Below are 23,534 nucleotides of genomic sequence, written 5' to 3' on the forward strand. Positions count from 1 at the left end.
CGATCCGCAATCTTCAGCAGGAGGGGGTGGATTTCAAAGATGCCATTCGCACCAGCGGCTCATTGCGTATGCGACCCGTCCTGATGACTGCGCTGGTCGCTGCGTTCGGTTTCATTCCTATGATGATTTCGCTCGGAGTCGGCGCTGAAGTCCAACGCCCACTTGCAACAGTGGTCGTCGGCGGAATTGTTACATCCACCATGCTCACACTGATTGTTTTGCCGGTGCTGTACACTCAATTTGGAAGGCCGATTACCGAAATGGAAGAAGCCTAAATTCAAATGCATTCACTTAACTTCCAGCCGCCCCACCCGATGTCCTGTTTTTGTCCTGTTTTCGGTTGGTGCCGAAGGTAAAAATATAGACTTAGCAGTAAAACGAGAAAAGCCCCAAACGGGGCTTTCTTGTTAATTATGCTTGCCTTACAAGGGCGGTTTAAACATAGACCGCTCTTTCGATTCCCGCCGTCTCCACAATTGCACCCTTGTTAAGTATAGACTTAGCAAGGGTGCTTTTACTTAAGTAAACCGGAAATAGCAAATAGCTACTGGAAACCTGATGGCCCACGGATTTTGGCCATCAACTAAAAAAGGCAAGCATTTGTTAATTCGTATGTTATAGATAGGCGGCGCTACTGGTCGGGAATCTCATGCTTTTCAAGCAATAGTGCTGGATTGACAGACGCGAGTCCGAAGGTGAAAAAATTGATTCCGAGTCCTGGTCCTAGATCGTCGGCCAACTTGCCAAAGAACAAACAACTTGATTTGATAGGTGCGGAACACTATCTTGCTGGCAGTATGAGAGTCCTATTAATTGAAGACGATCGAAAGTTCTCTGCTGCTTTGCTCAAGAGCCTGCGGGCTGCGAGCTTCGCCGTGGATGCTGCCGCAGATGGCATGTCAGGTGAAGAGACAGCATTTAGCAATGATTATGATGTTATCATTCTCGATGTAATCATGCCGCGCCAAGATGGTTGGCAAACGTGCCGTAATCTCAGGAAATCAGGGGTACAGACTCCGATCCTTATGCTGACAGCGCTCGATGATGTTCAGGACAAGATTAAGGGACTCGATTTTGGTGCCGATGACTACTTAACCAAGCCTTTTAATATTGACGAACTGATCGCGCGATTAAGATCATTGATCCGAAGAAACAGCGTGTCAAAATCTACGCAGATCGATCTCTATGGTCTTAGCCTTGATCAGAAGACTCGCTCCGCTCGCCGCGAAGGGCGGGAAATTCGTCTTACTGCAAAAGAGTATGCGCTCTTAGAGTATTTTATGTTAAATCCAGAAACGGTACTCTCGCGCGAACAGATTTCCGAGCATGTTTGGGATATGAATTTCGAGCCGAGAAGCAATGTTATTGAGGCATCCGTGAAATACCTTCGTCAAAAGATTGATAAAGGATTTGACAAACCGCTGATTCTAACTGTGCGAGGAAGTGGCTACATGTTTTCGGAGCACGAACAGTGACAAAGTTCTTTTCAAATCTTACGATTAAGACTAAACTCGTCCTTGCGTATACGACGATTTTTGGAATTCTTATTGGATCATTCGCAGTTGTGACGTATCGAAGTATCGGCGATTCCAGAATGGCGCGACTTGACGCTGAACTCGATTCACATGCTGGCAAACTCCTTATGGAAATTGATGAGGACATGGGAGATCAAGAAGACATAGAGGACGACTGGCTGTCGGGTTTGACTACAGAAGATCTCAATGACGCTCACTTACAGCTCCTCACGGTGACGGGCGCCGCGATCGTGAAGGACAGCCTACTGCAAACGGCAATTGCCGACTGGCCATCGAAGTACTCTTTTAAGTCAGCACAACACGTTAATCTAAAACTCGGCACAGGTGACTACAGGGTCTTGTGGCAACCGGTGGAGATCGACGGAACCGTGCTCTATGTTCTTGAACTTGCAATGCCGATGCAAGACATGTTGGATGACATGGAACAGCTTCGGCTGCTCTTTTGGATATTGGTGCCCGCCATTTTATTGATAACGGGAATGGCGGCGTACGGAATTACGCAGGCATCGTTTCGTCCGATTGTCAATATGACCAACGCGTCACGTAATATTTCTGTCCACAATTTGAATGAACGATTGGATCTGCCAAAGACTCAGGATGAAGTTCGGCTCTTGGGAGAGACTCTTAACGGGCTCTTGGAACGATTGGATTCGTCGTTTCGTAGCCAAAGGCAGTTTGTGGCCGACGCATCACATGAAATACGCACGCCTCTCGCAGTAATGCGTGTGGAGTTGGAACATGCATTAGGTAACACTAGCGACAGTTTAGTTCGCGCAGATATCCAATCTGCACTTACGGAAATCGATCGTTTGTCCAAAATGGCAGGGCAGTTGCTGCTTTTGGCCAGATTGGATTCCGCTTCGCAATCTAACGAGCGTGAATCGGTGCGAATTGACGAACTTCTTGCTGAATGTGTTCGGAGATTGAAAGCGTTTGCGGAATCAAAGAACATTTCTTTGGAATTATATATTGAAGAAGCGATTGAGTATCTTGGCGATAGTGAGAAGCTAAAGAGCGTATTTGACAATATTATTGAAAACGCGATAAAGTACTGCCCGTCGGAAAGCTCCGTTCAAGTGTCCCTGGCACGAGTTCGCGACGAACACAAGTTTCAAGTGACCATCAGCGACAATGGCCCTGGAATACCGGAGGATGAACAACAAAAGGTCTTTGGGCGATTTTACCGTGCGACCAGCCAACGCGGCGAAGGTAACGGCAGCGGACTGGGATTGGCCATTGCAATGCGAGTCATTGAATTGCACGGTGGCGCACTAACTATCGAAAGCCATGACGGCAAAGGTTCAACTTTCACCATTAGCCTGAGCGAGGACAGCACGGCGTAGACGATTCGGATTCTGCACAACGAAACGACCCGGAAGATACTGTCTTCCGGGTTTTTCATGTTCATTTCATCTTGCCAGACTATTTTGTTCTACGAAACTGCAATTCGCAGGATCAAAACCCAACAAGGAGATGACACAAATGTTTCGCAACATCAACATAATCATTACTATGGCAATTTTGCTGTGCGCAGGAGGCCTAAGCGCGGCAACAGCCGCCGAGCCCGATTCCGAAAAGTCCATATCTCTCGGCGAAGTGCCGGCAGCGGTTCTCGCGGCATTCGAATCACAGTATCCGGAAGCGAAGATCACGGGCACAAACCAAGAGGTCAAAGACGGCCAGACATTCTTCGAAATCGAAAGCAAACAAGGGAAGACCACACGGGACGTACTCTATTTGCCTGACGGCACGGTACAAGAAATCGAAGAAAGCGTGTTAAAGTCGGAACTTCCGGCATCAGCTACGGCAAACCTTCGCAAAGAATTCCCAACAGGCGAAATCCAAAGAATTGAAAAAGTGACCCGAGCCGGAGTTGCGCAATACGAAGTCCTGATGGAAAACAATGATGTCCGGATGGAGATTGTGCTCGATGATTCGGGACAGATTGTCAAGTCAGAAAAACTTGCGCCAAAGGGTGAAGATGAAGACGAGGAGTCTGAAGATGCAGAGTAACACCGCGACCTTCAGCGCGTACCTGAATGACTCACTCGCAAGAGCGGTGAAATTAGTCTTAGGCCTCGCGCTGATCCTGGGCGCTATTCCCGCGTTTGCGGGACTTCCTCTTGAAACCGAAACGGCGAGACTGCCGATGCGAAAATCGCTGACGGTTGCCGGCGCGTTTGAATTCCAGACGTCTCACGAGGGAACCGAAAAGGCCGCTCCGTTTGCGCTTGAATATGGTCTCGCCGATCGACTCGAACTGCTGGTTGAACCCGTATTCTATACCGCGATCACACCCAAAACTGGTCCGCATACAACTGGTCTCGGTGATCTTGAAACAACTCTGACCTGGCTTGCATTACACGAGCGACCCAATCGGCCTGCAATCGCACTTGCTGGCGAAATCAAGATTCCGACGGCACACAGCGTACAAATCGGAACCGGGAAAGCAGACCTTGCAAGCTACGTAGTAGCTAGCAAGGAGCTTGGCCGCTGGGATACCCACGCGAACTTGAGCTATACTATTGTCGGTCAACCCGCCGGCCAGCAGCTCAACAACTTGCTCGGTTATGCCGCCGCGATTGAATACCACGCCGCCCAAAAGTGGGATATAGTCTCCGAAGTATTCGGCAATACGTCGGCCTTGAAAGAAACGGCCGATCCAATTCAAGGGACTGGCGAAAGTGCGGTGACGCCGGAAGCATCGGGCGGCGAATTAGTTGAGATGCTGGGTTTGCGCTATCTAATCAGTCCAAACGTTCATCTCTCGTTCGGTGTTAGCCACGACAATTCCAACGCGTGGCTATTCGCGCCTGGACTTGAGTTTCACACGAAATAGACTCGCTAAGGTTCGTTGAATGGCTAACAGAAAGTTAAAGACTACTGCAATCCTCTGCGTTTGGATTCTGGCACAAACGCTCTATGCTCAAGCGCCTGCCCCAATGACTTTGGAGGAAGCGCTTGCGATGGCGAGACTGAACAGTCTGAACGCAAGTATTGTCGAGGATAGTCTTCGTTACGTTGAACTGACTCAACAAGAACTCAAGTCGGGATCAAGACCGCAAGTGATGGCTACCGGAGGGGCTTCGTACGCGCCGGACTCTCGAAATTTTGGCTATGATCCCGTCATCACGGACGGCGGCCAGATGAATGGACAAATTGTCGTCGAACAAAATATCTACGATGGCGGGATTCGTGCGCTGAAAATGCGGCAGTTAGACGTTGACAAAAAAAGATTGCGCGCCGACAGTGTAAGACTTGATCGGGAACTTGTTTGGATTGTTACGAAACAATTCATGGAACTTCTGAAATCAGATCAGCTGATGACCGTTCTGTCAGAAAACATTCAACAGATCTCGGACTACTTCGACATAGTGCGAAGCATGAACGCAGGTGGAACCGTCCCGTATACGGACGTTCTAAGAACTCAATTAGACCTCACCAAAGCGCAAGCAGAACTTCGGACGGCGAGAACCGCTCGTGGCAGCGCGGCAATTGCACTAACGACGACTATGCGAATGGCCCCTGATCCGAACTTCAGCATCGTCGGATCATTGGATACTTTGTTGTCACTTCAAATCAATCGGCTTTCGCTAATTCCATCGGATTACCTGGAAAGCACGCACGAGTTTCAGAGTCTCAATCAGGACATTGCCAGAAGTAAACTCGACGAAGACCTTGCGCTCCATGAAAAACGCCCCACAATTGATTTCACGGCCGACGCGGGGTATCTATCTACGAGGTCAAACCTTAGGCTGCCTCCGGCAGAAATGTACAGCGGGTTTGGCGCATCAATCGGAGTCTCCATGCAGTTTTCGCTTTACGATGGGGGCGCGACGGCAGTGCATGTTCAGCAAGCAAAACTGGCGACACGGTCGCTCGAAACGCAGCGCGTGAACTTAGTCAATGAAATAGCAGGGCAGGTGAGCAATCTTCGTCTTCAAATCAAAGATCAAGAGAACGCGCTTGAAATGGCTTCGCAGAATATCGAAACCGCGGATCTAACGTTTGAACTCACGCGCGCCATGTACGCAGGTGGCAGCGCAAACGTCACGGACGTATTAAATGCGAAGCAGGCGCTTCTCGATGCTCAAACTGCCAATATTGATGCCAAGGCGAACTCTATTGATCTTCAGATTCAATTAGAGCAAGCGATAACTCCCGTATCGGAAGGACGATTGTGAAACGCTGTATCATATTACTGCCATTGCTCGCCGCATTGACCGTGGCCGCGTGCAAACAAGACGGCGGCACCAGTGAAGAAGGAGCGCCCCAAGTTGTGGTCGCGGTCAAGACAGTTCCCATTGCGCTCGGCACGGCAAACGTCGAACTTCATGCCATCGGGCGGTTGGAGGCGTTGCGTACTCAAGACGTACTTTCTCCTATTACCGGAAGAGTGACGTCAATAAAGGTCCTTGAAGGGGAGTCCGTTCGATCCGGAGAAGTGATCGCTTCCATCGAGACTCGTGAGTCAAAAGCGGCCCTTGATGGTGCACGAATACTTCTGTCTCGCGCAAAGAGTGTGTCTGATCGCATAAGTGCGGAACGGGCGGTTGCCTTGGCCGAATCCACTCGGACACGGGTAGAAATCACCGCACCCTTCAACGGAGTTATCTCAGTGCGGCAAGCAACGGAAGGGCAAGTGTTGTCCGAAGGAACTTCGCTGCTGACTGTGGTGGATCTAAATACTCTGGTCTTCATGGCGGACGTTCAGGAAGGCGAACTTTCTCAAATAAGAATCGGCCAGAAATCGAGCGTCCACTTATCGGCACTGCCGGATACAACATTTGAAACGACCGTTGACGCTATCAACCCGCAAAGCAATCCCGAAAGCCAGGCGGTTGAAGTGCGACTCACATTTCTCGAATCTGTCGCCCCCGTTCTGAAGTCCGGAATGACAGGGACTGCGGACATCGTTATTGACACTCATCCTGATGCTCTATTGGTCCCTAAATCCGCAGTGCTGCGAAATGATGAAACACTTCGGCACTCCGTGGTTATTGTTGGTCCGGACTCGTTATCGCACACGGTACAAGTCGAAATGGGCGTTCAGACTGACTCGACGGCGGAAGTCGCGAGTCAGCAGCTCAAGCCCGGTATGCAGGTGATCGTCGAAGGGCAATATGCTCTTGTGGATTCTACGAAAGTTAGTGCAACACCGCAAGGAATGCAATGAGTCCATTCCACTACGCTCAAAAGCACACCAAAGCGGTGCTCTTTTCAGTGGTTGCGATCGCGGTCGCCGGGATCGCGATGATGCTCAAGATGCCGGTTTCGCTGTTTCCGGACATTACGTTTCCCCGCATCGTGATCCTTGCCGACAATGGAGAAGAACCCGCCGATCGCATGATGGTGGAAGTCACCAAACCGTTGGAAGAGGTCGCGAGTTCGCTGCAAGGCGTTAATGTCGTGCGTTCCATTACGAGTCGAGGATCGAGCGAAATATCAATCCTCCTGGACTGGAACACAGACGTGTTGCAGACTTTGGAACTGTTACAGGGAAGAATCTCGAATATCCGCAACGAACTCCCCGCTACGGCGTCAATTCAAGCCGAACAGATGAGCATTGCGGTCTTCCCGATTCAGGGCTACAGCCTGACATCCGACACGCAAAGTCTGGTGGAACTGCGCGATCTTGCTTTGTATCAAATTCGGCCTGCGCTGATGAGAGTGAACGGCGTCGCCAGAGTGGAAGTCACAGGCGGGGACACCAGGGAATTCACGGTAATACTCGATCCGGACAAACTCGCAAGCTATTATATTGATGCGACGCAGGTAACGGACGCAATCGACAAATCCAATACCGTTGCCTCCTCGGGTCTTCTGGCGGACAACCATCTGCTGTACCTATCACTGGTCTCCGGACTTCTGAAATCCGTAGAAGACATTGCAGGCGTGGTGGTAACTGTCAAGAATGACGTGCCGGTCTTCGTTCGCGACGTTGCGGATGTGAAGCCGGGAGTGGAAGACAACTACATTCGCACGACCGCACACGGGCACGACGCAGTACTTATCAATATCATTAAGCAACCGACGGGCAGCACGGTGCAGATTGGTAAGGATGTCACGCGGGTTCTTAGCACAATTGACTTGCCGCAGGGTGTTCACTTTGAGAATTTCTACGATCAAAGTGATTTCATCAACAGATCCATACTCAGCACGCGCGACGCGATCTTGATCGGTATTCTGCTCGCAATGGCGGTAATGTTCGTGTTCTTGCGCAGCAGCCGCGTTATGTTGGTTATTGTGCTCTTCGTGCCGTCAGTTATAGCCGCGACGCTGGCTCTGCTGTACTTGTTTGGCGAAACCGTCAACATTATGACCTTGGGTGGAATTGCGGCGGCAGTCGGGTTGATTATTGACGACGCGATCGTAGTCATCGAGCATGCCTTCGCCCAGTGCCCCCGGGGGATTCAAGCAAGCAATTTGCGTCAGGTATTCCGCGAGACGATTGGGCCGGCCATTCGCGAGTTTCTTCCGGCGATCATTGGATCAACGTCCTGCACAATTGTTATCTTTATTCCGCTTGCTTTCCTGAGCGGCATAACAGGCGCGTTTTTCAAATCGTTGTCCGTCACGATGGTAACTGCGTTAGCGGTCTCCTTCCTTTTTTCCATATCCGTGGCTCCGCTCTTTGCCTCCCTATTCCTGAGAGGAAAGGACATCGCGCATGAACTGTCCATCGAAAAGCACACCAGTCGACTTGCGAAATGGTATGAACGCGTTCTGCGAAAGCTGCTTCATTTGCGCGGCCTTGTTGTTTTAGGAACGGGAGTCGTCTTCGTGCTCACATTCTTGATATACAAGCAAATCGGCAGCGACTTTTTGCCCCATATGGACGAGGGATCATTCGTTCTGGATTACATGTCGCCTCCGGGAACGTCGTTGGACGAAACGAATAGGATGCTGGTTGGAGTGGAAAATGTCTTGATGAGCATACCCGAAGTGGACTCCTATTCGCGTCGAACCGGAACGCAGCTTGGATTCTTCATTACGGAGCCAAACAATGGTGACTTTCTCGTCAAATTGAAACAGCGGCGAAACCGCAATATTGACAACGTCATGGATGAAGTAAGAACTCGGATTGAAGAGTCTCAACCCGCGCTCCAAATAGACATCTTTCAGTTGATGGGAGATGTCATCGGAGACTTGACGAATAGCCCGTCACCCGTAGAAATAAAAGTCTTTGGGGACAGCCCGGAGGTCATGCAGAAGACGGCCAAGCAGATCGCTTCATTGATTGAAACTGTCCCGGGTATAGTGGATGCCTTTGACGGAATAGTCATCTCCGGGCCGTCCATGATAGTAAACGTGGACCCGGTGAAAGCAGCGCGCGATGGATTAAATACAGCTGACTTAGCCGGTCAAATCGAGAATATCATGCGCGGACGCGTGGGCAGCAATATCCAAAAAGGGGAAAAACTCGTCGGTATCCATGTGCGCTATCCGGATTCATATCGCTCTGATTTGCAGGCGATTGAACAGCTTTCTGTCTTGAATGACCAGGGAATTTCCGTGCCCCTAAAGAATATTGCGACTATTGAAATGACAGGAGGACAAGCCGAGCTGAACCGCGAGGACTTGCGACAGTTGGTTGCGGTGACAGCGCGAGTCTCGGGAAGGGATCTGGGCAGCGCGATCCACGATATCCAATTGAAGCTGCGGAACAACCTGGTGTTGCCGAAAGGTGTTGCCTTGGAATATGGCGGAGTTTACCAGACACAGCAGGAATCATTCAGAGGCCTGCTGCTGGTCGCAATTGGCGCAATCATACTCGTCTTTCTGGTACTTCTTTTCGAATTTGGCGAATTTGCGGTTCCGCTTTCCATATTGCCGATAGCATTGCTCGCACTCTTGGGATCATTTGCGGCGCTTTGGCTGTCTGGAGTGACGTTTAACATATCCAGTTTTGTCGGCGTGATCATGATCATTGGCATTGTCGCGGAAAATGCCGTCTTCGTCATGCATACGATTAGGACGCGCATTGCAGCCGGCGACTCTTTGGATACGGCAATTGTCACAGCAAGTTTGATCCGCACTCGCCCGATTCTGATGACCACGCTGGCAGCGGTCCTGGCCTTATCTCCGCTGGCACTCGGACTTGGCGGAGGTTCAAGAATGCAGCAGCCTTTGGCCATTGCAGTAATCGGCGGTTTCTCCATTTCAAGCTTGTTATTGTTCTTCGGATTACCGATGTTATACAGATTATGGAGAGGTAAGTAGCAGCCGCTCAGGTCATTGCGGTCGAATACCGATCCTACAAGATCCGTACTCCTTCGAAACGACCAAAAGAGTCTTGTCGAAACACCGCTTTCTAAAGTGTATGACTGAACAGTCAACAAAATCCCCGTTTTTCCCGCCGGAAAGTACGCTCGTCATCTGGAATCCAGCCTCAGGCACCCGCAGATCAAGGGTAAGAGCCCGTCAGACTATCGCACTCTTGGAGCGAGACGGATATAAAGTTACACAAACGCAAAAACCTGGACACGCTACGGAGATTATCAAGAAACGGGGTCCTCAGGGAGTACGCGCTCTTGTGGTAGTTGGTGGGGACGGGACATTGAACGAGTCTATCCAAAGCTTACCGACATACGTTCCCGTTGCATTCTTTCCCGGCGGCTCGGTCAATCTCTTCGCACTCAATCTCCGTATCCCCGATAGCCCCAAGCGTTGGATAAATATGTTACACACTGGGAAGGTAATTTCGGCGCGAAACGGGCGTTGCAATGATCTGCAATTTCATAGCACGGCCTCAGTCGGCTTCGATGCCTATGTGGTCTCGCGTGTGCCGGGTCGTCTAAGGCACACGCTAAACAAAACCGCGTTCGCAATATCGCTTCTCGTCGCTGTTTTCACGTGGCGACAACCGGTCTTTGCAGTCAACATTGATGGTGAAGATATCTCGGAAAAGATCAACTGCATTATTGTCAATCGTGGTGAACACTATGCCGGACGATACAGGGTCTTTTCTGGATTGCAGCCCGGAAACGAAAAGCTGCACTACATGATATTGACGGGCAGTTCTCGCTGGAGCCATCTAAAGCATCTCTTTGGATTGGTGTTCGGAACTCTTGCGCGGATGAAAACAGCCCGATGTGGAGAAGCCAAGGAAATTACCATAGATGCCAATCCGCCCGAGTTTGTTCAATGCGACGGCGAATTGGCCGGGCGAACCCCAATTAAGTTCTCGCTGGAGTCTGTAAGGCAATTCGTGTTGGTTGAACAACAGCTTTCGCGCGGATTTCAGCATCCTGTTTCAAGGCAGCTCTGAGAGCGAAAGGAACGAACTTTTGGAACGAGAGCTTCCACTCTTGTTGCAAAAGCAACTCCTTCTAATTACGAAGAAACAAATTGCATTCAAATCCACAAAAGTCCTGGTCAATGCACTTAATAATCGTGTCACTCTCAATACTGGTTAGCACTGCAGTTGCAAGCACCGCTCTAAAATGTCCGGAACTGTTCGACAACCCGCAAAACGGCATGAAAGCGTGCGGAGGCACCATGAAGGTCTACCATGTTAAGCCCGGAGTGGACTACGCCTATATTCGTCCACCGAACTCCCGCTACTACAATTTTCTATACAAGGATTTCGGCAGCTACTTTCGTACAACATTCAATAGACCCAATCTCCCCTACATCGGAGCGATGGTGGTTGGAACCGGACTGCTAGTCTATTTCGACCAGGATATTATCGATGGAGCGCAGCATATTGGAGATGAAGTCGGACTCAATCATACAAGCAAACAAAAGCCGCTGACAAACTGGGGTGTCAAGGTTGGCGGCAAAACGATAGGTACGCCGCTCAATGTGCCGCAAGACCTGGAAACAGGTATGTACTTCCTTGGTGACGGCATTGTGCATAGTTCGATTGCAGTCGGCTTTTGGGGTTACGGTCAACTGTCGGGAGACAAGCGTGCGTTGCAGACGGGCACTCAGTGCATTGAAGCGATCGTAGCCACCGGAACGATGATCCAGATTCTTAAGCATAGCTTCGGTCGGGAAAGTCCCAATGCCCGGACTGTCGACGGCGGCAAATGGCGTTTATTTCCCAATCCGTCGGACTATCAGAATCATGTTCCAAATTATGATGCGATGCCCAGTGGTCATATAGCGACAGCGATGGCGACGGTAACGGTTATCGCCGACAATTACCCGGACAAGAAGTGGATCAGACCGATGGGCTATTCGCTCATGGGAATTTTGATGTATGCAATGCTTAATAACGGCGTACACTGGGCGAGCGACTACCCATTGGGAATATCCATCGGCTATACGTTCGCGAAGATTTGCGATGGTCGCGCACGGACGATTTTGAGCGGCAAAGGCAGTGAAGAAGTAAATGGCAAGGTGTCAAAGCGTGACCACATTTCCCTGTTGCCATATCTTGGCAACAATTCAATGGGACTGAGATTGGGCTACGAATTCTGACAGCACTCTATATCTGATATGGAGATGCGAAACACAAAAAGAATATCAGGAAGCGAAAGACTTGCAAAAGCAAACGTCACAATGAGACGCTGTTCGCTCCTATTATCACTCTTTTTTGTATTCGGATTGATATTAGTGATGACCGAAATTAGTATCGGGTTTGACGGCTCATCAGAACAGATAAACCAAGATCTTCGCAATGGGAAGATCCTAATTGACCGACCTGACGGAGTGCAGGTGCATGAGATCGGTGCTCGGGCCATGGGAGTAGTCGCCGCACCAATTGAAGATGTCTGGGCTGCAGTCATCGACTTTAATAACAAAGCTGAATGGATGCCGAACATAGAGGCTACGCACATCGTAACCGACGCTATACTGAAGGAATTGGAAAGTCAGGAGAAATGGGATCGGAAATCTTTTCAAGAAATGGTTGGACACTACTTCAGTGACAGTCTGTATAGTGATACCGTGTACGTTTGCTATGACGTGAAAATGCCGTTCCCCTTCGCTCGTCGTTGGTACTTATTGAAAATCATTTTGAATCACGAACAATATCTAGTCAAATGGTCAATGGTAGCCGGAAATCTGAATACAAATCACGGGTCGTGGGAGTTGAAGCCATTTGAGGATGATGCCCTGAAAACGGTCGTGCTGTATACAACCTATTCGGACCCTGGACTCTTGTTGCCAAGATCAATTCTTGGAGTTGGAGTAGCAAAGACCCTTCCCAAGGTGATTGAAGGGCTTCGAAACGAAACCGCACATGCAGTTAGAAAGCAAGATTGAATATTAGAAGTTGGCCGTTTAGAATTGCTTCCTCCGCTATGAAAGTACGTTTCTTCGCAACGCCGGTAACTGAGTCCATAGCAGTGTTTCTGCTGTTGGTGGCCATCTGTTGTTCTGTTGCGTCTGCGACCGAAAGCAACGGACAGTCTCGTGAAAGGATGCTTCACTCTGATGCGTCCGATTTCAAGTCAGCCACTTTTCATATGCTGAAGGCACCATTTTGCATGAAACGTGCAGCGCTGTTGCCTGTTGCGTGTGCGTTCACAACAGTCTTTGTCAGTTCGCTCGGAGATATTCCTGCCCGTCATCATACAACCCGGATTAGTTCCGGCTGGGCGTTTGAGGTCGCAAACGTTGGCCACGCGTTTCAAAGTGTCCCGGTCCTTTTTGGCTCAATGGGCGGGTGTTATCTGCTTGGTGCGTTGATCGGAAAGCCGGGACTCAGAAGGTGCGGTTTGGAGTTGATGGAAGCGCAACTCATCTGCGGGATTGGAACGCAGCTCACCAAAAATATCGTGGGCCGCGATCGTCCCTATTTGAACACAGGGCCGACGAACTTCAGAGGACCAAGTCTTCAGAATGCGCATCACTCATTCTTCTCCGGCGACGCGAGCGTGGCATTCGTTCAGGCTTCAGTATTGTCCGCTGAACTGAAGTCCGTGCCGTTAGCAATCGTTCTCTACGGGCTGGCAACATCAACAGCCTTCCAACGGCTTTATGCAGACAAACACTGGTTGTCGGACACGGTCGCGGCGGCTATTTGGGGAAGCGCGGTTGGCTTGGGCGTAGTCCATTTGAACCGCTCCTCCAAGCTAAAAGGATCTTCGTTGGGATTCTCGACAAATTCAATTCAGTTCTCGTACGGATTCTAACGAGCTACTTGCTCAAGTCCGATTTCGCGATAGAACGCCCTGCCAGCTGTATGTATTTGTAGAGTAGCCTTTCAGTAAATCAGCTTAGAAACAGTATTTGTGACTCCACAATGTTCGGCACTGACAACCTCGCTACCTACCGTCTTGTTTTTGTCCTGTAAAGGGTTGTCGTCAATGCTAAAAACATAGACTTAGCAGTAAAACGAGAAAAGCCCCAAACGGGCTTTCTCGTTGATTATGTTTGTCTTATAAGTGAGGTCTGAACAATGACAGCTCTTTCGATTCCTGCCGTCTCCACAATTGCACCCTTGTTTAGTATGAACTTAGCAAGGTTGTTTTGCTATCTGGTATCAACCAGTTGCAAATGATTACAGGACAAATACAGGACATTCCGAAAATTTGATCTATGCAAGGCCAACACGGGTCGCGTTTTTATTCGGTTTACGAGGTATGTTCAAGTGGAAGGACGCGGGAAACGTACTTTCCGTCAATGACTAACTCCACAACAGTGAGATTTGCTGTTGTTTGTTCTGACCAGCTTAGACGCTTTGCCAATGTTCGTGTGATTATGCTCAATTCGTGGGGGCCAACTGCAGAGCGAAAGAAAAAGGAGTCCGTTGTAGTGCAACGTATGTAGTAAAAGCTGCCTGGCACGAGATGCACGGCAAAGAAAATGGCACAGACCGTGATTCTATCGCTTTTGTCTTCCAATCTTGCTAATTTCAGGCGTCAAGACCTATCTTCACGTGTCTTGCATCTAATACTTAACGATAGTCACTGATAAACGCTGCTATGACCGATCCCCTCGCGGCGATTGCCCCGTTTCCTATTCAAACCGAGACCCAATCGTCCCGCTTTGACTCGTTTCGCAGACAGGCCTACGTGTGGCTTCTGTTGAGCATGTTGGCGATGGCAGCCCTGATCACGGTCCACATGGCGTTCGTTCAGGTCATGGGCTATCCGAGCGTTGGGCTTCTCATTCTGTTTGCCGCAAGGTTCATCGAGCAAATCGGTGAACTCGCATGGCTCCAGAACTACAAGGGACACTTTAGCGAGAAAGCAAAACTAAAATACGCGGCATTCAGTGTTGTTACCGGTGTAGCCTTTGCGTTCGCGGCGTCAATGCTCAGCAATGTCCAGGAATCACACTACGCCGCGCTGATGGTACTGCCGATTATCGTTGCTGCCGCCAGTGAACTCTCGCTCGCATATACTGTGTCTACTGTGGCGGTCTGTGCCTTTCTGACAATCTTTCAAGTCTGGTATTACTATGAGCGCCGCCCGCAGCTGACCGAATACTATGAAGCATCCACGGTAGCGCTGATCTATGTTGTTGTTGCTTTGGTTGTGCATCTACTTGTGGATATCCTGAGGCAGCGTGAAGCGTCTCTCGAACACACGATTGACGAGCTTGCTGTGACGCGCGACAAACTTGTGAACGAAGAAAAACTCGCGGCAGTAGGAAGATTGGCCAGCTCCATTGCGCATGAGATACGAAATCCGGTATCCGTGATTTCAAGCTCGCTCGAAACCGCCTTGTCCGAAACTTCCGGCACACAATCTCGAAAAATGATGCTGAGCATCGCGCGTGAGGAAGCCAAAAGGATGGAAGTTTTGACTACCGACTTCCTCTCGTACGCGCGTCAGCAGCAGCCGGATAAGAAAGAAACTCAAATATTGACTGCGCTGGAGTATGTCCGCGATGTCGTTCAAGGGCGCGCAGCAGATTTGGCTGTATCCGTTGTTGTCAAAGTTGAAAAGGATCATTCAGTCATATGTGACCCCTACCAGATTTACCAAGCACTTATCAATCTGACGATAAACGCCATCGAAGCGAGTGACAGAAACTGTGTGGTGACACTAACAGGCGGCGTGCGCGACGATATGGCCGTACTCGGAGTCGAAAATTCCGGAGAAGCCATACCCGCTTCGTCAATTGAGCGACTCTTTGAACCATTCTTCACTACAAAACCGCAAGGAACAGGTCTCGGTCTCGCAATCTCACACAAAATTGCATCCGCTCACGGCGGAAATCTGCGGTTGGCAGTAAACAACCCTGAGCTTATACGGTTTGAACTTACATTACCGCTCGAATAACAACACGTCATAATTGAGAAATTAACCTTGGCACGAATTCTTGTAGTCGACGATGAAGCAAGTTCCCGCAAAGTTTTAGGCGTGATCTTAGAAGAAGACGGTCACACTGTTCAGGAAGCGGGAGGAGTGAACGAAGCGTACGACGTGTTTCAGTCACGGCCCTTTGATCTGGTGATCACGGACCACAGGATGTCGGACGGAGACGGTCTAACTCTGCTCACCAAATGCCGCGAATTTGATTCGGAAATCCCTGTTGTCATGTTGACAGCATTTGCTTCTGTGGAGATTGCGGTAAAAGCAATGCGGCAAGGCGCGTTTGACTTCATGACCAAGCCGTTCACGCCGGATGTTGTTCGCAGTGTAATACACAGAGCCGTCGAGCGAAAGGAACTTATTCGCGAGAACCTGTTGTTGAAACGGGAGATTGGACGCCAGGAACGGTCGGGTCGCATCGTCGGAAACAGTGCTGCCATCACAGAATTGAAGCGCCTAATTGCAAAAGTGGCGTACACAAATGCGACCATTCTTATTACGGGCGAGACCGGTACAGGAAAAGAACTCGTCGCACGGCAAATTCACGACGAGAGCAGTAGAAATCATCGTCCGTTTGTCGCGGTGAACTGCAGCGCTTTCCCAGAGCAGCTGCTTGAAAGCCAGCTATTCGGTCATGAAAAAGGCGCATTCACTGGTGCGGATAAAACAAGGCCTGGACTCTTTGAAGCGGCCCACACAGGTACGCTGTTTCTCGATGAAGCGGGCGAAATGTCGCTGCCCTTGCAGGCGAGACTGCTTCGCGTGCTCACCGACGGCCAAATTACACGCGTGGGCTCCACGGCTGTTCGAACGGTAGATGTCCGCATCGTAGTCGCCACGCATCGCGATCTACTGGCCAAAACAAAAGACGGAACGTTTCGCGAAGACTTATACTATCGGCTTGCGGTTGTTCCAATTCAAGTCCCGCCGTTGCGTGATCGCAGTGAAGATATTGCTCCGCTTGCCGAACATTTCTTGCGGCATGTGATTGCCGACGCGAAACTTCCCCAGTTACGATTGGCGGACGATGCAATCGCGGCCTTGACGGCTTATGATTTCCCGGGCAATGTTCGCGAATTGAGAAACCTTGTCGAGCGCGCAAGTATTTTGGCTTCAGGTAGAGAAATAGACAAAAGTCTATTCCCTGTGTCGCTTCAAGAGTCTGGTCTTACCGGAAAGCCGAATGTGCGGCACCCGTTGTCTGCCAAAGAGTGGATAGACACTCAAGACGGTGTCAACCTCAATGATACAATGCAAGAAGTAGAGAAAAGTATTCTCTGCAAGGCACTCGACGAAGCCGGTGGTGTCCAAGCAGTTGCGGCAAGAAACCTCGGGATTTCCCGCAGCGACATTCAATACAAGCTGAAGAAATACGGGATCATCTCATGAGGTAATCGGCATCCTGTACAAAATTTTTGACAAAGCGCAGCCCGTTCGTACAAATTCTCTGACTACGAACGGTTTTTTATGCTCAAGTGACTCTTATATATACATATTATTTCGAAATTTACAATCATGGCATAATACTTGTCCTATACATAACAGATCGCATAATACAATGCGAGAAGTGACAGAACAAAGAACCCCATAATTATGCCTAAGAACTACTTGAAACTAGCGGTTGCACTCACCGCGATTCTCATGGTGCTGACTTCCAGCACAAACACCGCACGTTGTGAAGATGGCAAAGCGGGCACGACACTCGAAAATCTGCAGGCCGCGTTCAACGGTGAAAGCAATGCACATACAAAATACTTGCTCTTTGCCACCAAAGCGGACGAAGAAGGGTACGGCAAAGTAGCAAGTCTTTTCCGTGCTGCTGCACACGCTGAAGAAATTCACGCGAACAACCACGCCGAAGCGATCAAGAAACTCGGGGCAACACCAACCGCTGACATCGTGGCGCCGGAAGTAAAGACGACTAAAGAGAATCTTGAGGCAGCGATTGCCGGAGAGTCCTACGAACGCGACACGATGTATCCGGCATTCATCGCCGTCGCCCGAACTGACAACAACAAAGACGCGCTAAAATCATTTAACTACGCGAAAACGGCCGAAGCGGAACACGCAAAACTCTATTCCGAAGCTCTGGCTGATCTGGAAAATTGGAAAGGCGATAATATTGATTTCTATGTCTGCGCGATTTGCGGCAATACCGTGAAGTCCGTAGGATTTGAGAAGTGCCCTGTCTGTTTTAATGGTGCGGACAAGTATGAAAAGGTGAGCTGATATACGATGCGGCGTGGGCTGTCCAGCTTCCTCTCCCCGGGTTGGGCAGCCTCATGATTGATCATATTCCAAACTTATAGAAAAAAACATGCTCCCTCCTATTCCAGACTGGGATAGTCTCCACCCGCTGATCATCCATTTCCCTATAGCGCTTCTGATTACCTCGCCGTTACTTATTCTCGCTGGAATGATTTTGAAGAGGCAGCGGCATGGCTTGTACGTCGCGGCATTTCTGTTGATGCTAATCGGAACGCTTTCCTCTTTTGTCGCAATTTCCACCGGCGAGGCCGCGGGAGAATTTGCCGACCGGAATGAAACGGTCAACATGGTCATTGAGAAACACGAAGAACTCGCCGAACTCACGCGCACGGTCTTCGCACTCTTAACTGTGATGTTCGCGGCCTTCATTTTCGGACCAAAGTTGTTTCGCAAAGAACTTTCGCCCGGCTTATCAACCGTTGTGACGCTCGCGTTTCTTTTGTTTTATGTTGGCGGAACAACAATTCTCGCGAACACAGCGCATCAAGGGGGTAGATTAGTTCACGAACTCGGAGTACGGGCGCTCATGCAACCGTCTGTAACGGAAATCCCCGCAAAACAACTATCAGACCCCGCCTCTTCGAGAATCACGGAGTTTTGCGGCAAGGACTGACAGGACACGAGAATTTTGAAAAAGTGAACGGCAACTGTGCGCTTGCAACTATTGGTCAACCACAATCACCATATATTTTGGGTCACAGACCCTCGGAGAACAGTGATGAAAATGTCTTGTCGAGTGTTGGCAATGAGTTTGTTGATCTTTGTGGGTTACAGTCTCGCCGCACCCAGTCGCCCACTTCCAGAGCGCACAACACCGCCCGCGGTCGCCCTCGGCGCGAGCCGGGACAGCAGAACGACGCTCCCGTGGAGTGAGAACTTTGAATCCGGCGCCCCGGGGTGGACCTTCGACGGATTTTTCAACGTAATTCCGGATCCGCAGACCATCACGGTTATGCACCCCACGATTAATCCTAATTTAGTGACGCTGCCCGACGCCGGAACGCTTCCAGCGGCGCACGGTGGAATTCACTCTTTGTGGTACGGAGAGCAATCAACCGGTACCTTTGTCGGATCGGACTTCGACCAGAATCAACCGCCGCTTTCCGGCGGTACGTCAACAGTGCCCAATACCGGTTGGGCGATTACACCCGATCTTGATTTGACCACTTTGTCCGACGCCAATCTAACTTTCTGGACGGTGTGGGAAGTTGAAGGTGTGGACGTTCCATGGTACGACGTCATGTATATTGAAGCTTCAACGGACGGTGGAGCAAATTGGAATCCAGTCGGAAGCGGTCAGCTTAATCCCTTGGACGATGTCAATGCAAATCCAAACGTCGGGTACAGTTCGGGCGGTGTAGGTCTTCCTCCGGTATGGGTGCATCAGAGTTTTTCACTGGCGCCCTTTTGCGGCAACGTCTGCTGGATACGGTTCAGGTTCGACACGGTTGATCAACTTTATAATGGTTTCCGTGGGTGGTTCATTGATGATATTCTCGTAGAAGGAGCCGGCTCAAATTTAGGTCCGGTCATTACCGACGTCTCCCCCGGTGCAGGTCAAATTGGAGATCTCATTTTCGTATACGGAGAAAATTTCGTGAGTGGCGCGGAAATCTCGTGCGGCGGTATTGTGGCGACTTCTGCTGTGCTGTCAAGTTCGTCTGCCCATTTTATAGTACCCGATCTTCCTGACGGCGTTTACGATGTTATGTTGACCAACCCGGACGGGCAATTTGACGTTTGCTCGGAGTGCTTCGAAATCACTGAAGTCGGCGGGCCGACCATTTCGTTCTTGGCGCCGGATTGGGCATATCCGGGGATTCCAACTCCTGTTACAATCGAAGGACAGAACTTCGATCCCGGTGCAACCGTGACTATTGGGGGACTCATTCCCACCGATCTTGTCATCGAAACAGCCGAAAGGATCACATGTGTCACGCCAGGAACGCTGGGGATCGGTTTTCACGCGGTCAGAGTGACAAATCCGGATGGACAGTATGATCAGTGCACCGGTTGTTTTCAAGTGAAGATTCCGGCGTCTCCTACCGATCTTGTCGTCCATGCCAGCGCAAACGATATCGTCTTAAACTGGCAGCCGTCACCGGAGGCTGGCGCGGAGTATCGAATCTACAGAGACAGTTCGCCTGACGGACTCTTCACAAACATGGTTGGAGATGTCAACGCTACGACGTTCACAGACCACAATGTGCTGAACGAAGCAGCTCAGTCGTATTTCTACATCGTGCGCGCCTACATTCCGTAATTTGCCTAATAAGACATCAGCACAAGAATTTCTTGGACACGAAGCGACACACTTCGTGCAGCGACTGCCTGCGGTTTTCCCGTGGGCATTCGTTAGTTTCGAAACAAGCCATAGAAGCAGGTGAAGTATGAATCATCGTGAAAAAAGTGTGGCGGCAGCCGGCCTGCCGCGGGTTAGCTGCGATACGAATCGCATTGCATGGCCGGGCGCGCCAAGCCGGATACTGCGCCTGCTCAGTGTGTCGTTGCTGCTTCTGGCTCTGTCTGCATCTGCATCCGCCTCAGTCATTTTTAGCCAGCCTCATGACGGTTCAGCCACACTTCACCAATCTTCACGATGGGATCCGGACGGAAGCGATTGGGATCAACTCATATGGGATAGATTCTCGCTCGCGACAAGCGAGGCCGTCACTGCAGTCAATTGGCGTGGCGGCGGCGGAGTGGCATCTATTGTAGGGTTTGATGTTGCCATCTACGCATCGTTAGCTGGCGGGTCGCAGCCGGACCTTGGGTATCTCTATCCCGGACCGCTTGTTTCTTACAATGTGAACGGAACGGCCGGCCAAACGTACGTCGGCACGTTTGGCGGAGTGGCAATGTACGATTATCATTACACACTCCCTTCGCCATTTCAGGCGAGCGCGGGAGCTTACTACTGGATCTACATCGTCGCGCGTCAGAGTGTTCTTCCCACTTGGGGATTTGCAAACGGCGGCACTGGAACGCATTTTCGATCTATTGCGCTTGGTGGGGACAATTACTACCAAACGGTCACAGGTGATGTCGCATTCTCACTTGAAAAGTCGGATGCACCGACTGTGAACATTGCCGCTTCCGCAAACCCGGTTAGTTGGGGCACCGTTCAAGGCGCCGGATCTTATCCGGTGGGAAGTACGGCGTCCCTGACTGCTGTGCCGGCAGCGGGCTACGGTTTTGTCAACTGGACGGAAAACGGAAATGTCGTGAGTAATAACCCGACGTACAATTTCACGGCAACCGTGAATCGAACGTTGGTGGCAAACTTCACGGTGGCGTACGCGGTTACGACGTCGTCGCAACCTCAGGCCGGCGGTACGACGTCCGGTGATGGCACTTATAATGAAGGACAGTCCGTCACAGTAGATGCGGTCGCCAGCTCGGGCTATGTGTTTTCGATGTGGCTGGACGGCGGCAACCCCGTCAGCAATTCGAGTAGCTATACCTTCCAAGTAACTCATACAAGCTATCTCACCGCGGTATTCGAGCAGCTGGCTACAACTGCACTCTTTGATTTCGACACCGGATTTCCCGCTGTGGCTCCCGGACAAACGATGCCTGCGACACAACTAAGCTCAGGACTAACGGCAAGTTTCACTCCTCTCGGACTCGGTGCTTGGTCGATACAGAACAGTTTTCTATACGGATGGGTTCCCAATAATTTCTCGGGCAACTTCTTGTATCCTTCAAGTCCGTACGGCAGCTTGCAAATCTCCTTTGACGTACCCTTAAGCAGCCTTGGAATTCAGTTTGTAACGGCGGAAAACATGGCGGACTTCGACATTGCGTCACTGGTGAGAATTACGGGATATTCTGGAAGCACATCCAATCCACCGGTCGGCAGTGCAAGTGATCGTGGTGCGTGGATCACTGGCGCATATCCGGAGGGCGGTGTCACGTTCGCTTCCGCAACCCCGTTTGACATAGTCGTCATTGATATTCCGCCCGGCCAAGGTTATCCGATAAGTAATCTTCTTTGGATCGACAATATCATTGCGCAGCGAGTCGCACCGCAAAATATTAACATAAGCGCCGTCGTCTCTCCGCCTGAAGGCGGGGTTGTAACAGGAACCGGTTCATACGAATTCGGCTCGCGCGTTACCCTGACTGCGTCGCCCAATCCTGGCTATTCATTCGCAGGCTGGACGGAAGGTGATATTACAGTGTCGACGGACGCGCTCTACGAGTTCTTTGCGAACGTAGATCGGAACTTGATAGCCAATTTTGCTCAGGGCGTAACCTTAACGACAATGGTTGAACCTGCGGGTGCAGGCACCGCTTTTGGAGACGGTTCTTATCCCCTTGACACTTGGGCGTCAATTTGGGCCGAGCCGAACGCCGGCTACGTCTTCAAAGAATGGGATCAAAACGGAGCGCCGTACAGCACTTGGCAAAGCGACGCAGTCTACATGGATTCGAACCGGGTGCTAACCGCTTTGTTTGCGCAAGCCGTCTCGATTCAACTGGCGGTAGGAAGTGGTACGGGCTCAGTCTTCGGCGATGGAGAATATGCGATCGGCCAACCTGTTGAACTCCGTGCCGTTCCTGTAACAGGTATGGCGTTTGTCAAATGGATGGAAGGCGGCGTTACTCAAAGCACTTCGCCAAACTATCCATTTGTTGCAGCGGTTTCGCGCACATTGTCCGCCGTGTTTGCACCGGATACATTATCGGCAACTTTTGATTTTGACACCGGACTGCCCTTGCTCAACAGCAATGATCAGACTCCGTTTAGTCAGTCGTCAGAAGGCTGGCAAGCGGAGTTCTTGGCTTCGTCTGGTTTATTCAGCGTGCAATCCGAAGCCAGCCTTGGCTGGCCGCTGTCTCGTGTGTCCGGTCACTTCCTGTTCCCGGTAGCCGGGCCTTCCGGGTTCGATGTGGTCTTTGACAGACCGGTAGACAACGTCTGGCTGTCATTCGCGACCTTTGATTTCCAGTTGCTGATTACGCCGAGTGTTGTGCAGCTCACCGCGTGGAGTGACACAGCGGGAACGACTCTCGCCGGTCAAACAACGGCCGTCGGTACAATCAAAGTTACGGACATAATACCTACTGGAACACTGGGACTCACTGCAAACGGCATACAAAGAATCCGTGTGGAAATGCCCGCCCAACCGAGCGGCGTTACGGATTTTGTGATTGACAACATCACTGTTCGGGAAACTCCGAATCTTGTGATTTCGTACGACTCAAGTACAAATCCGAACGACGTTATTCTGCATTGGATCGCTCCTACCGCCGGATATGCGCTTGAGAAGTCAATTGATCCCCTCGGTATGAACTGGTCGTTGGTTCTTGATCCCGTCGTGATAGTAGGTGCTGAATATCAGGTAGTTGTTCCGATGTCCGAAGACCAAGCTACATTCAGGCTGTCCCTGCCGTAGTCTTTACAAGCACTTCTCAACTTCTTTGTGATCTATAGCAACAATTCACCGAAATCTCGGGTGGACTTTTGACCGGGCTGCAGCGGAGTTCGAAACTTAGGTCACATCATTGG

At 50.5% G+C, this 23,534-nt stretch carries 18 protein-coding genes; all 18 read left to right on the top strand.

The genetic code is table 11. The features are described 5' to 3' along the window. Positions 1-275: efflux RND transporter permease subunit (locus H6507_12220; GenBank protein MCB9369868.1), on the top strand; the 275-nt coding region annotated here is incomplete at its 5' end. A gap of 522 nt (positions 276-797) precedes the next feature. Further along, positions 798-1,475: a response regulator transcription factor gene (locus H6507_12225; protein ID MCB9369869.1), complete on the top strand. Its 678-nt coding sequence runs from the start codon at positions 798-800 to the stop codon at positions 1,473-1,475. Continuing rightward, positions 1,472-2,878 carry a HAMP domain-containing histidine kinase gene (locus H6507_12230; GenBank protein ID MCB9369870.1) on the top strand — a complete coding sequence of 469 codons (1,407 nt, stop codon included), beginning with the start codon at positions 1,472-1,474 and terminating at the stop codon, positions 2,876-2,878. The genes H6507_12225 and H6507_12230 overlap by 4 nt, the downstream gene beginning before the upstream one ends. A gap of 139 nt (positions 2,879-3,017) precedes the next feature. After that, the gene (locus H6507_12235) at positions 3,018-3,548 is read left to right on the top strand and encodes a PepSY-like domain-containing protein (protein MCB9369871.1); all 531 of its coding nucleotides are present in this window, start codon (positions 3,018-3,020) and stop codon (positions 3,546-3,548) included. Next, on the top strand, positions 3,538-4,374 hold the full coding sequence (locus H6507_12240) for a transporter (GenBank protein ID MCB9369872.1): 837 nt from the start codon (positions 3,538-3,540) through the stop codon (positions 4,372-4,374). The genes H6507_12235 and H6507_12240 overlap by 11 nt, the downstream gene beginning before the upstream one ends. A 19-nt stretch (positions 4,375-4,393) precedes the next feature. Beyond that, complete coding sequence (locus H6507_12245) at positions 4,394-5,719, top strand: TolC family protein (GenBank protein MCB9369873.1); 1,326 nt, start codon at positions 4,394-4,396, stop codon at positions 5,717-5,719. Continuing rightward, positions 5,716-6,711 carry an efflux RND transporter periplasmic adaptor subunit gene (locus H6507_12250; protein MCB9369874.1) on the top strand — a complete coding sequence of 332 codons (996 nt, stop codon included), beginning with the start codon at positions 5,716-5,718 and terminating at the stop codon, positions 6,709-6,711. The genes H6507_12245 and H6507_12250 overlap by 4 nt, the downstream gene beginning before the upstream one ends. Further along, a complete protein-coding gene (locus H6507_12255) occupies positions 6,708-9,758 on the top strand; it encodes an efflux RND transporter permease subunit (GenBank protein MCB9369875.1) in 3,051 nt (1,016 codons plus the stop codon). The genes H6507_12250 and H6507_12255 overlap by 4 nt, the downstream gene beginning before the upstream one ends. A gap of 100 nt (positions 9,759-9,858) precedes the next feature. Further along, positions 9,859-10,806, top strand: a complete 948-nt coding sequence (locus H6507_12260) for a hypothetical protein (protein MCB9369876.1) — start codon at positions 9,859-9,861, stop codon at positions 10,804-10,806. 125 nt (positions 10,807-10,931) lie between these two features. Further along, positions 10,932-11,963 (top strand): phosphatase PAP2 family protein, encoded by a 1,032-nt coding sequence (locus tag H6507_12265; protein ID MCB9369877.1) that lies wholly within the window; start codon positions 10,932-10,934, stop codon positions 11,961-11,963. Positions 11,964-12,101: 138 nt separating this feature from the next. Next, positions 12,102-12,749: a hypothetical protein gene (locus H6507_12270; protein MCB9369878.1), complete on the top strand. Its 648-nt coding sequence runs from the start codon at positions 12,102-12,104 to the stop codon at positions 12,747-12,749. A 38-nt stretch (positions 12,750-12,787) separates the two neighbouring features. Beyond that, positions 12,788-13,621, top strand: coding sequence for a phosphatase PAP2 family protein (locus H6507_12275; GenBank protein MCB9369879.1), 834 nt, complete (start codon positions 12,788-12,790; stop codon positions 13,619-13,621). 792 nt (positions 13,622-14,413) lie between these two features. Next, entirely contained in the window at positions 14,414-15,718 is a 1,305-nt protein-coding gene (locus H6507_12280; protein MCB9369880.1) for a hypothetical protein, read from the top strand. A gap of 27 nt (positions 15,719-15,745) precedes the next feature. Beyond that, complete coding sequence (locus H6507_12285) at positions 15,746-17,140, top strand: sigma-54-dependent Fis family transcriptional regulator (protein ID MCB9369881.1); 1,395 nt, start codon at positions 15,746-15,748, stop codon at positions 17,138-17,140. Between the two features lie 204 nt (positions 17,141-17,344). After that, entirely contained in the window at positions 17,345-17,980 is a 636-nt protein-coding gene (locus tag H6507_12290; protein MCB9369882.1) for a rubrerythrin, read from the top strand. A gap of 88 nt (positions 17,981-18,068) precedes the next feature. After that, positions 18,069-18,632: a hypothetical protein gene (locus H6507_12295; GenBank protein ID MCB9369883.1), complete on the top strand. Its 564-nt coding sequence runs from the start codon at positions 18,069-18,071 to the stop codon at positions 18,630-18,632. Positions 18,633-18,737: 105 nt separating this feature from the next. Beyond that, the gene (locus tag H6507_12300) at positions 18,738-20,282 is read left to right on the top strand and encodes an IPT/TIG domain-containing protein (GenBank protein ID MCB9369884.1); all 1,545 of its coding nucleotides are present in this window, start codon (positions 18,738-18,740) and stop codon (positions 20,280-20,282) included. A 127-nt stretch (positions 20,283-20,409) separates the two neighbouring features. Further along, positions 20,410-23,421 carry a hypothetical protein gene (locus H6507_12305; protein MCB9369885.1) on the top strand — a complete coding sequence of 1,004 codons (3,012 nt, stop codon included), beginning with the start codon at positions 20,410-20,412 and terminating at the stop codon, positions 23,419-23,421. Positions 23,422-23,534: the final 113 nt, after the last annotated feature.

The sequence above is a fragment of the Calditrichota bacterium genome, assembly GCA_020637445.1.
Classification (GTDB): Bacteria; Electryoneota; RPQS01; order RPQS01; family RPQS01; genus JABWCQ01.

What these genes read in the sequence shown, in the direction of transcription:
- H6507_12225 (MCB9369869.1), top strand. Translation starts at nt 798, where the DNA reads ATGAGAGTCCTATTAATTGAAGACGATCGAAAGTTCTCTGCTGCTTTG.
- H6507_12235 (MCB9369871.1), top strand. Translation starts at nt 3,018, where the DNA reads ATGTTTCGCAACATCAACATAATCATTACTATGGCAATTTTGCTGTGC.
- H6507_12240 (MCB9369872.1), top strand. Translation starts at nt 3,538, where the DNA reads ATGCAGAGTAACACCGCGACCTTCAGCGCGTACCTGAATGACTCACTC.
- H6507_12245 (MCB9369873.1), top strand. Translation starts at nt 4,394, where the DNA reads ATGGCTAACAGAAAGTTAAAGACTACTGCAATCCTCTGCGTTTGGATT.
- H6507_12255 (MCB9369875.1), top strand. Translation starts at nt 6,708, where the DNA reads ATGAGTCCATTCCACTACGCTCAAAAGCACACCAAAGCGGTGCTCTTT.
- H6507_12260 (MCB9369876.1), top strand. Translation starts at nt 9,859, where the DNA reads ATGACTGAACAGTCAACAAAATCCCCGTTTTTCCCGCCGGAAAGTACG.
- H6507_12270 (MCB9369878.1), top strand. Translation starts at nt 12,102, where the DNA reads ATGACCGAAATTAGTATCGGGTTTGACGGCTCATCAGAACAGATAAAC.
- H6507_12275 (MCB9369879.1), top strand. Translation starts at nt 12,788, where the DNA reads ATGAAAGTACGTTTCTTCGCAACGCCGGTAACTGAGTCCATAGCAGTG.
- H6507_12280 (MCB9369880.1), top strand. Translation starts at nt 14,414, where the DNA reads ATGACCGATCCCCTCGCGGCGATTGCCCCGTTTCCTATTCAAACCGAG.
- H6507_12290 (MCB9369882.1), top strand. Translation starts at nt 17,345, where the DNA reads ATGCCTAAGAACTACTTGAAACTAGCGGTTGCACTCACCGCGATTCTC.
- H6507_12295 (MCB9369883.1), top strand. Translation starts at nt 18,069, where the DNA reads ATGCTCCCTCCTATTCCAGACTGGGATAGTCTCCACCCGCTGATCATC.
- H6507_12300 (MCB9369884.1), top strand. Translation starts at nt 18,738, where the DNA reads ATGAAAATGTCTTGTCGAGTGTTGGCAATGAGTTTGTTGATCTTTGTG.
- H6507_12305 (MCB9369885.1), top strand. Translation starts at nt 20,410, where the DNA reads ATGAATCATCGTGAAAAAAGTGTGGCGGCAGCCGGCCTGCCGCGGGTT.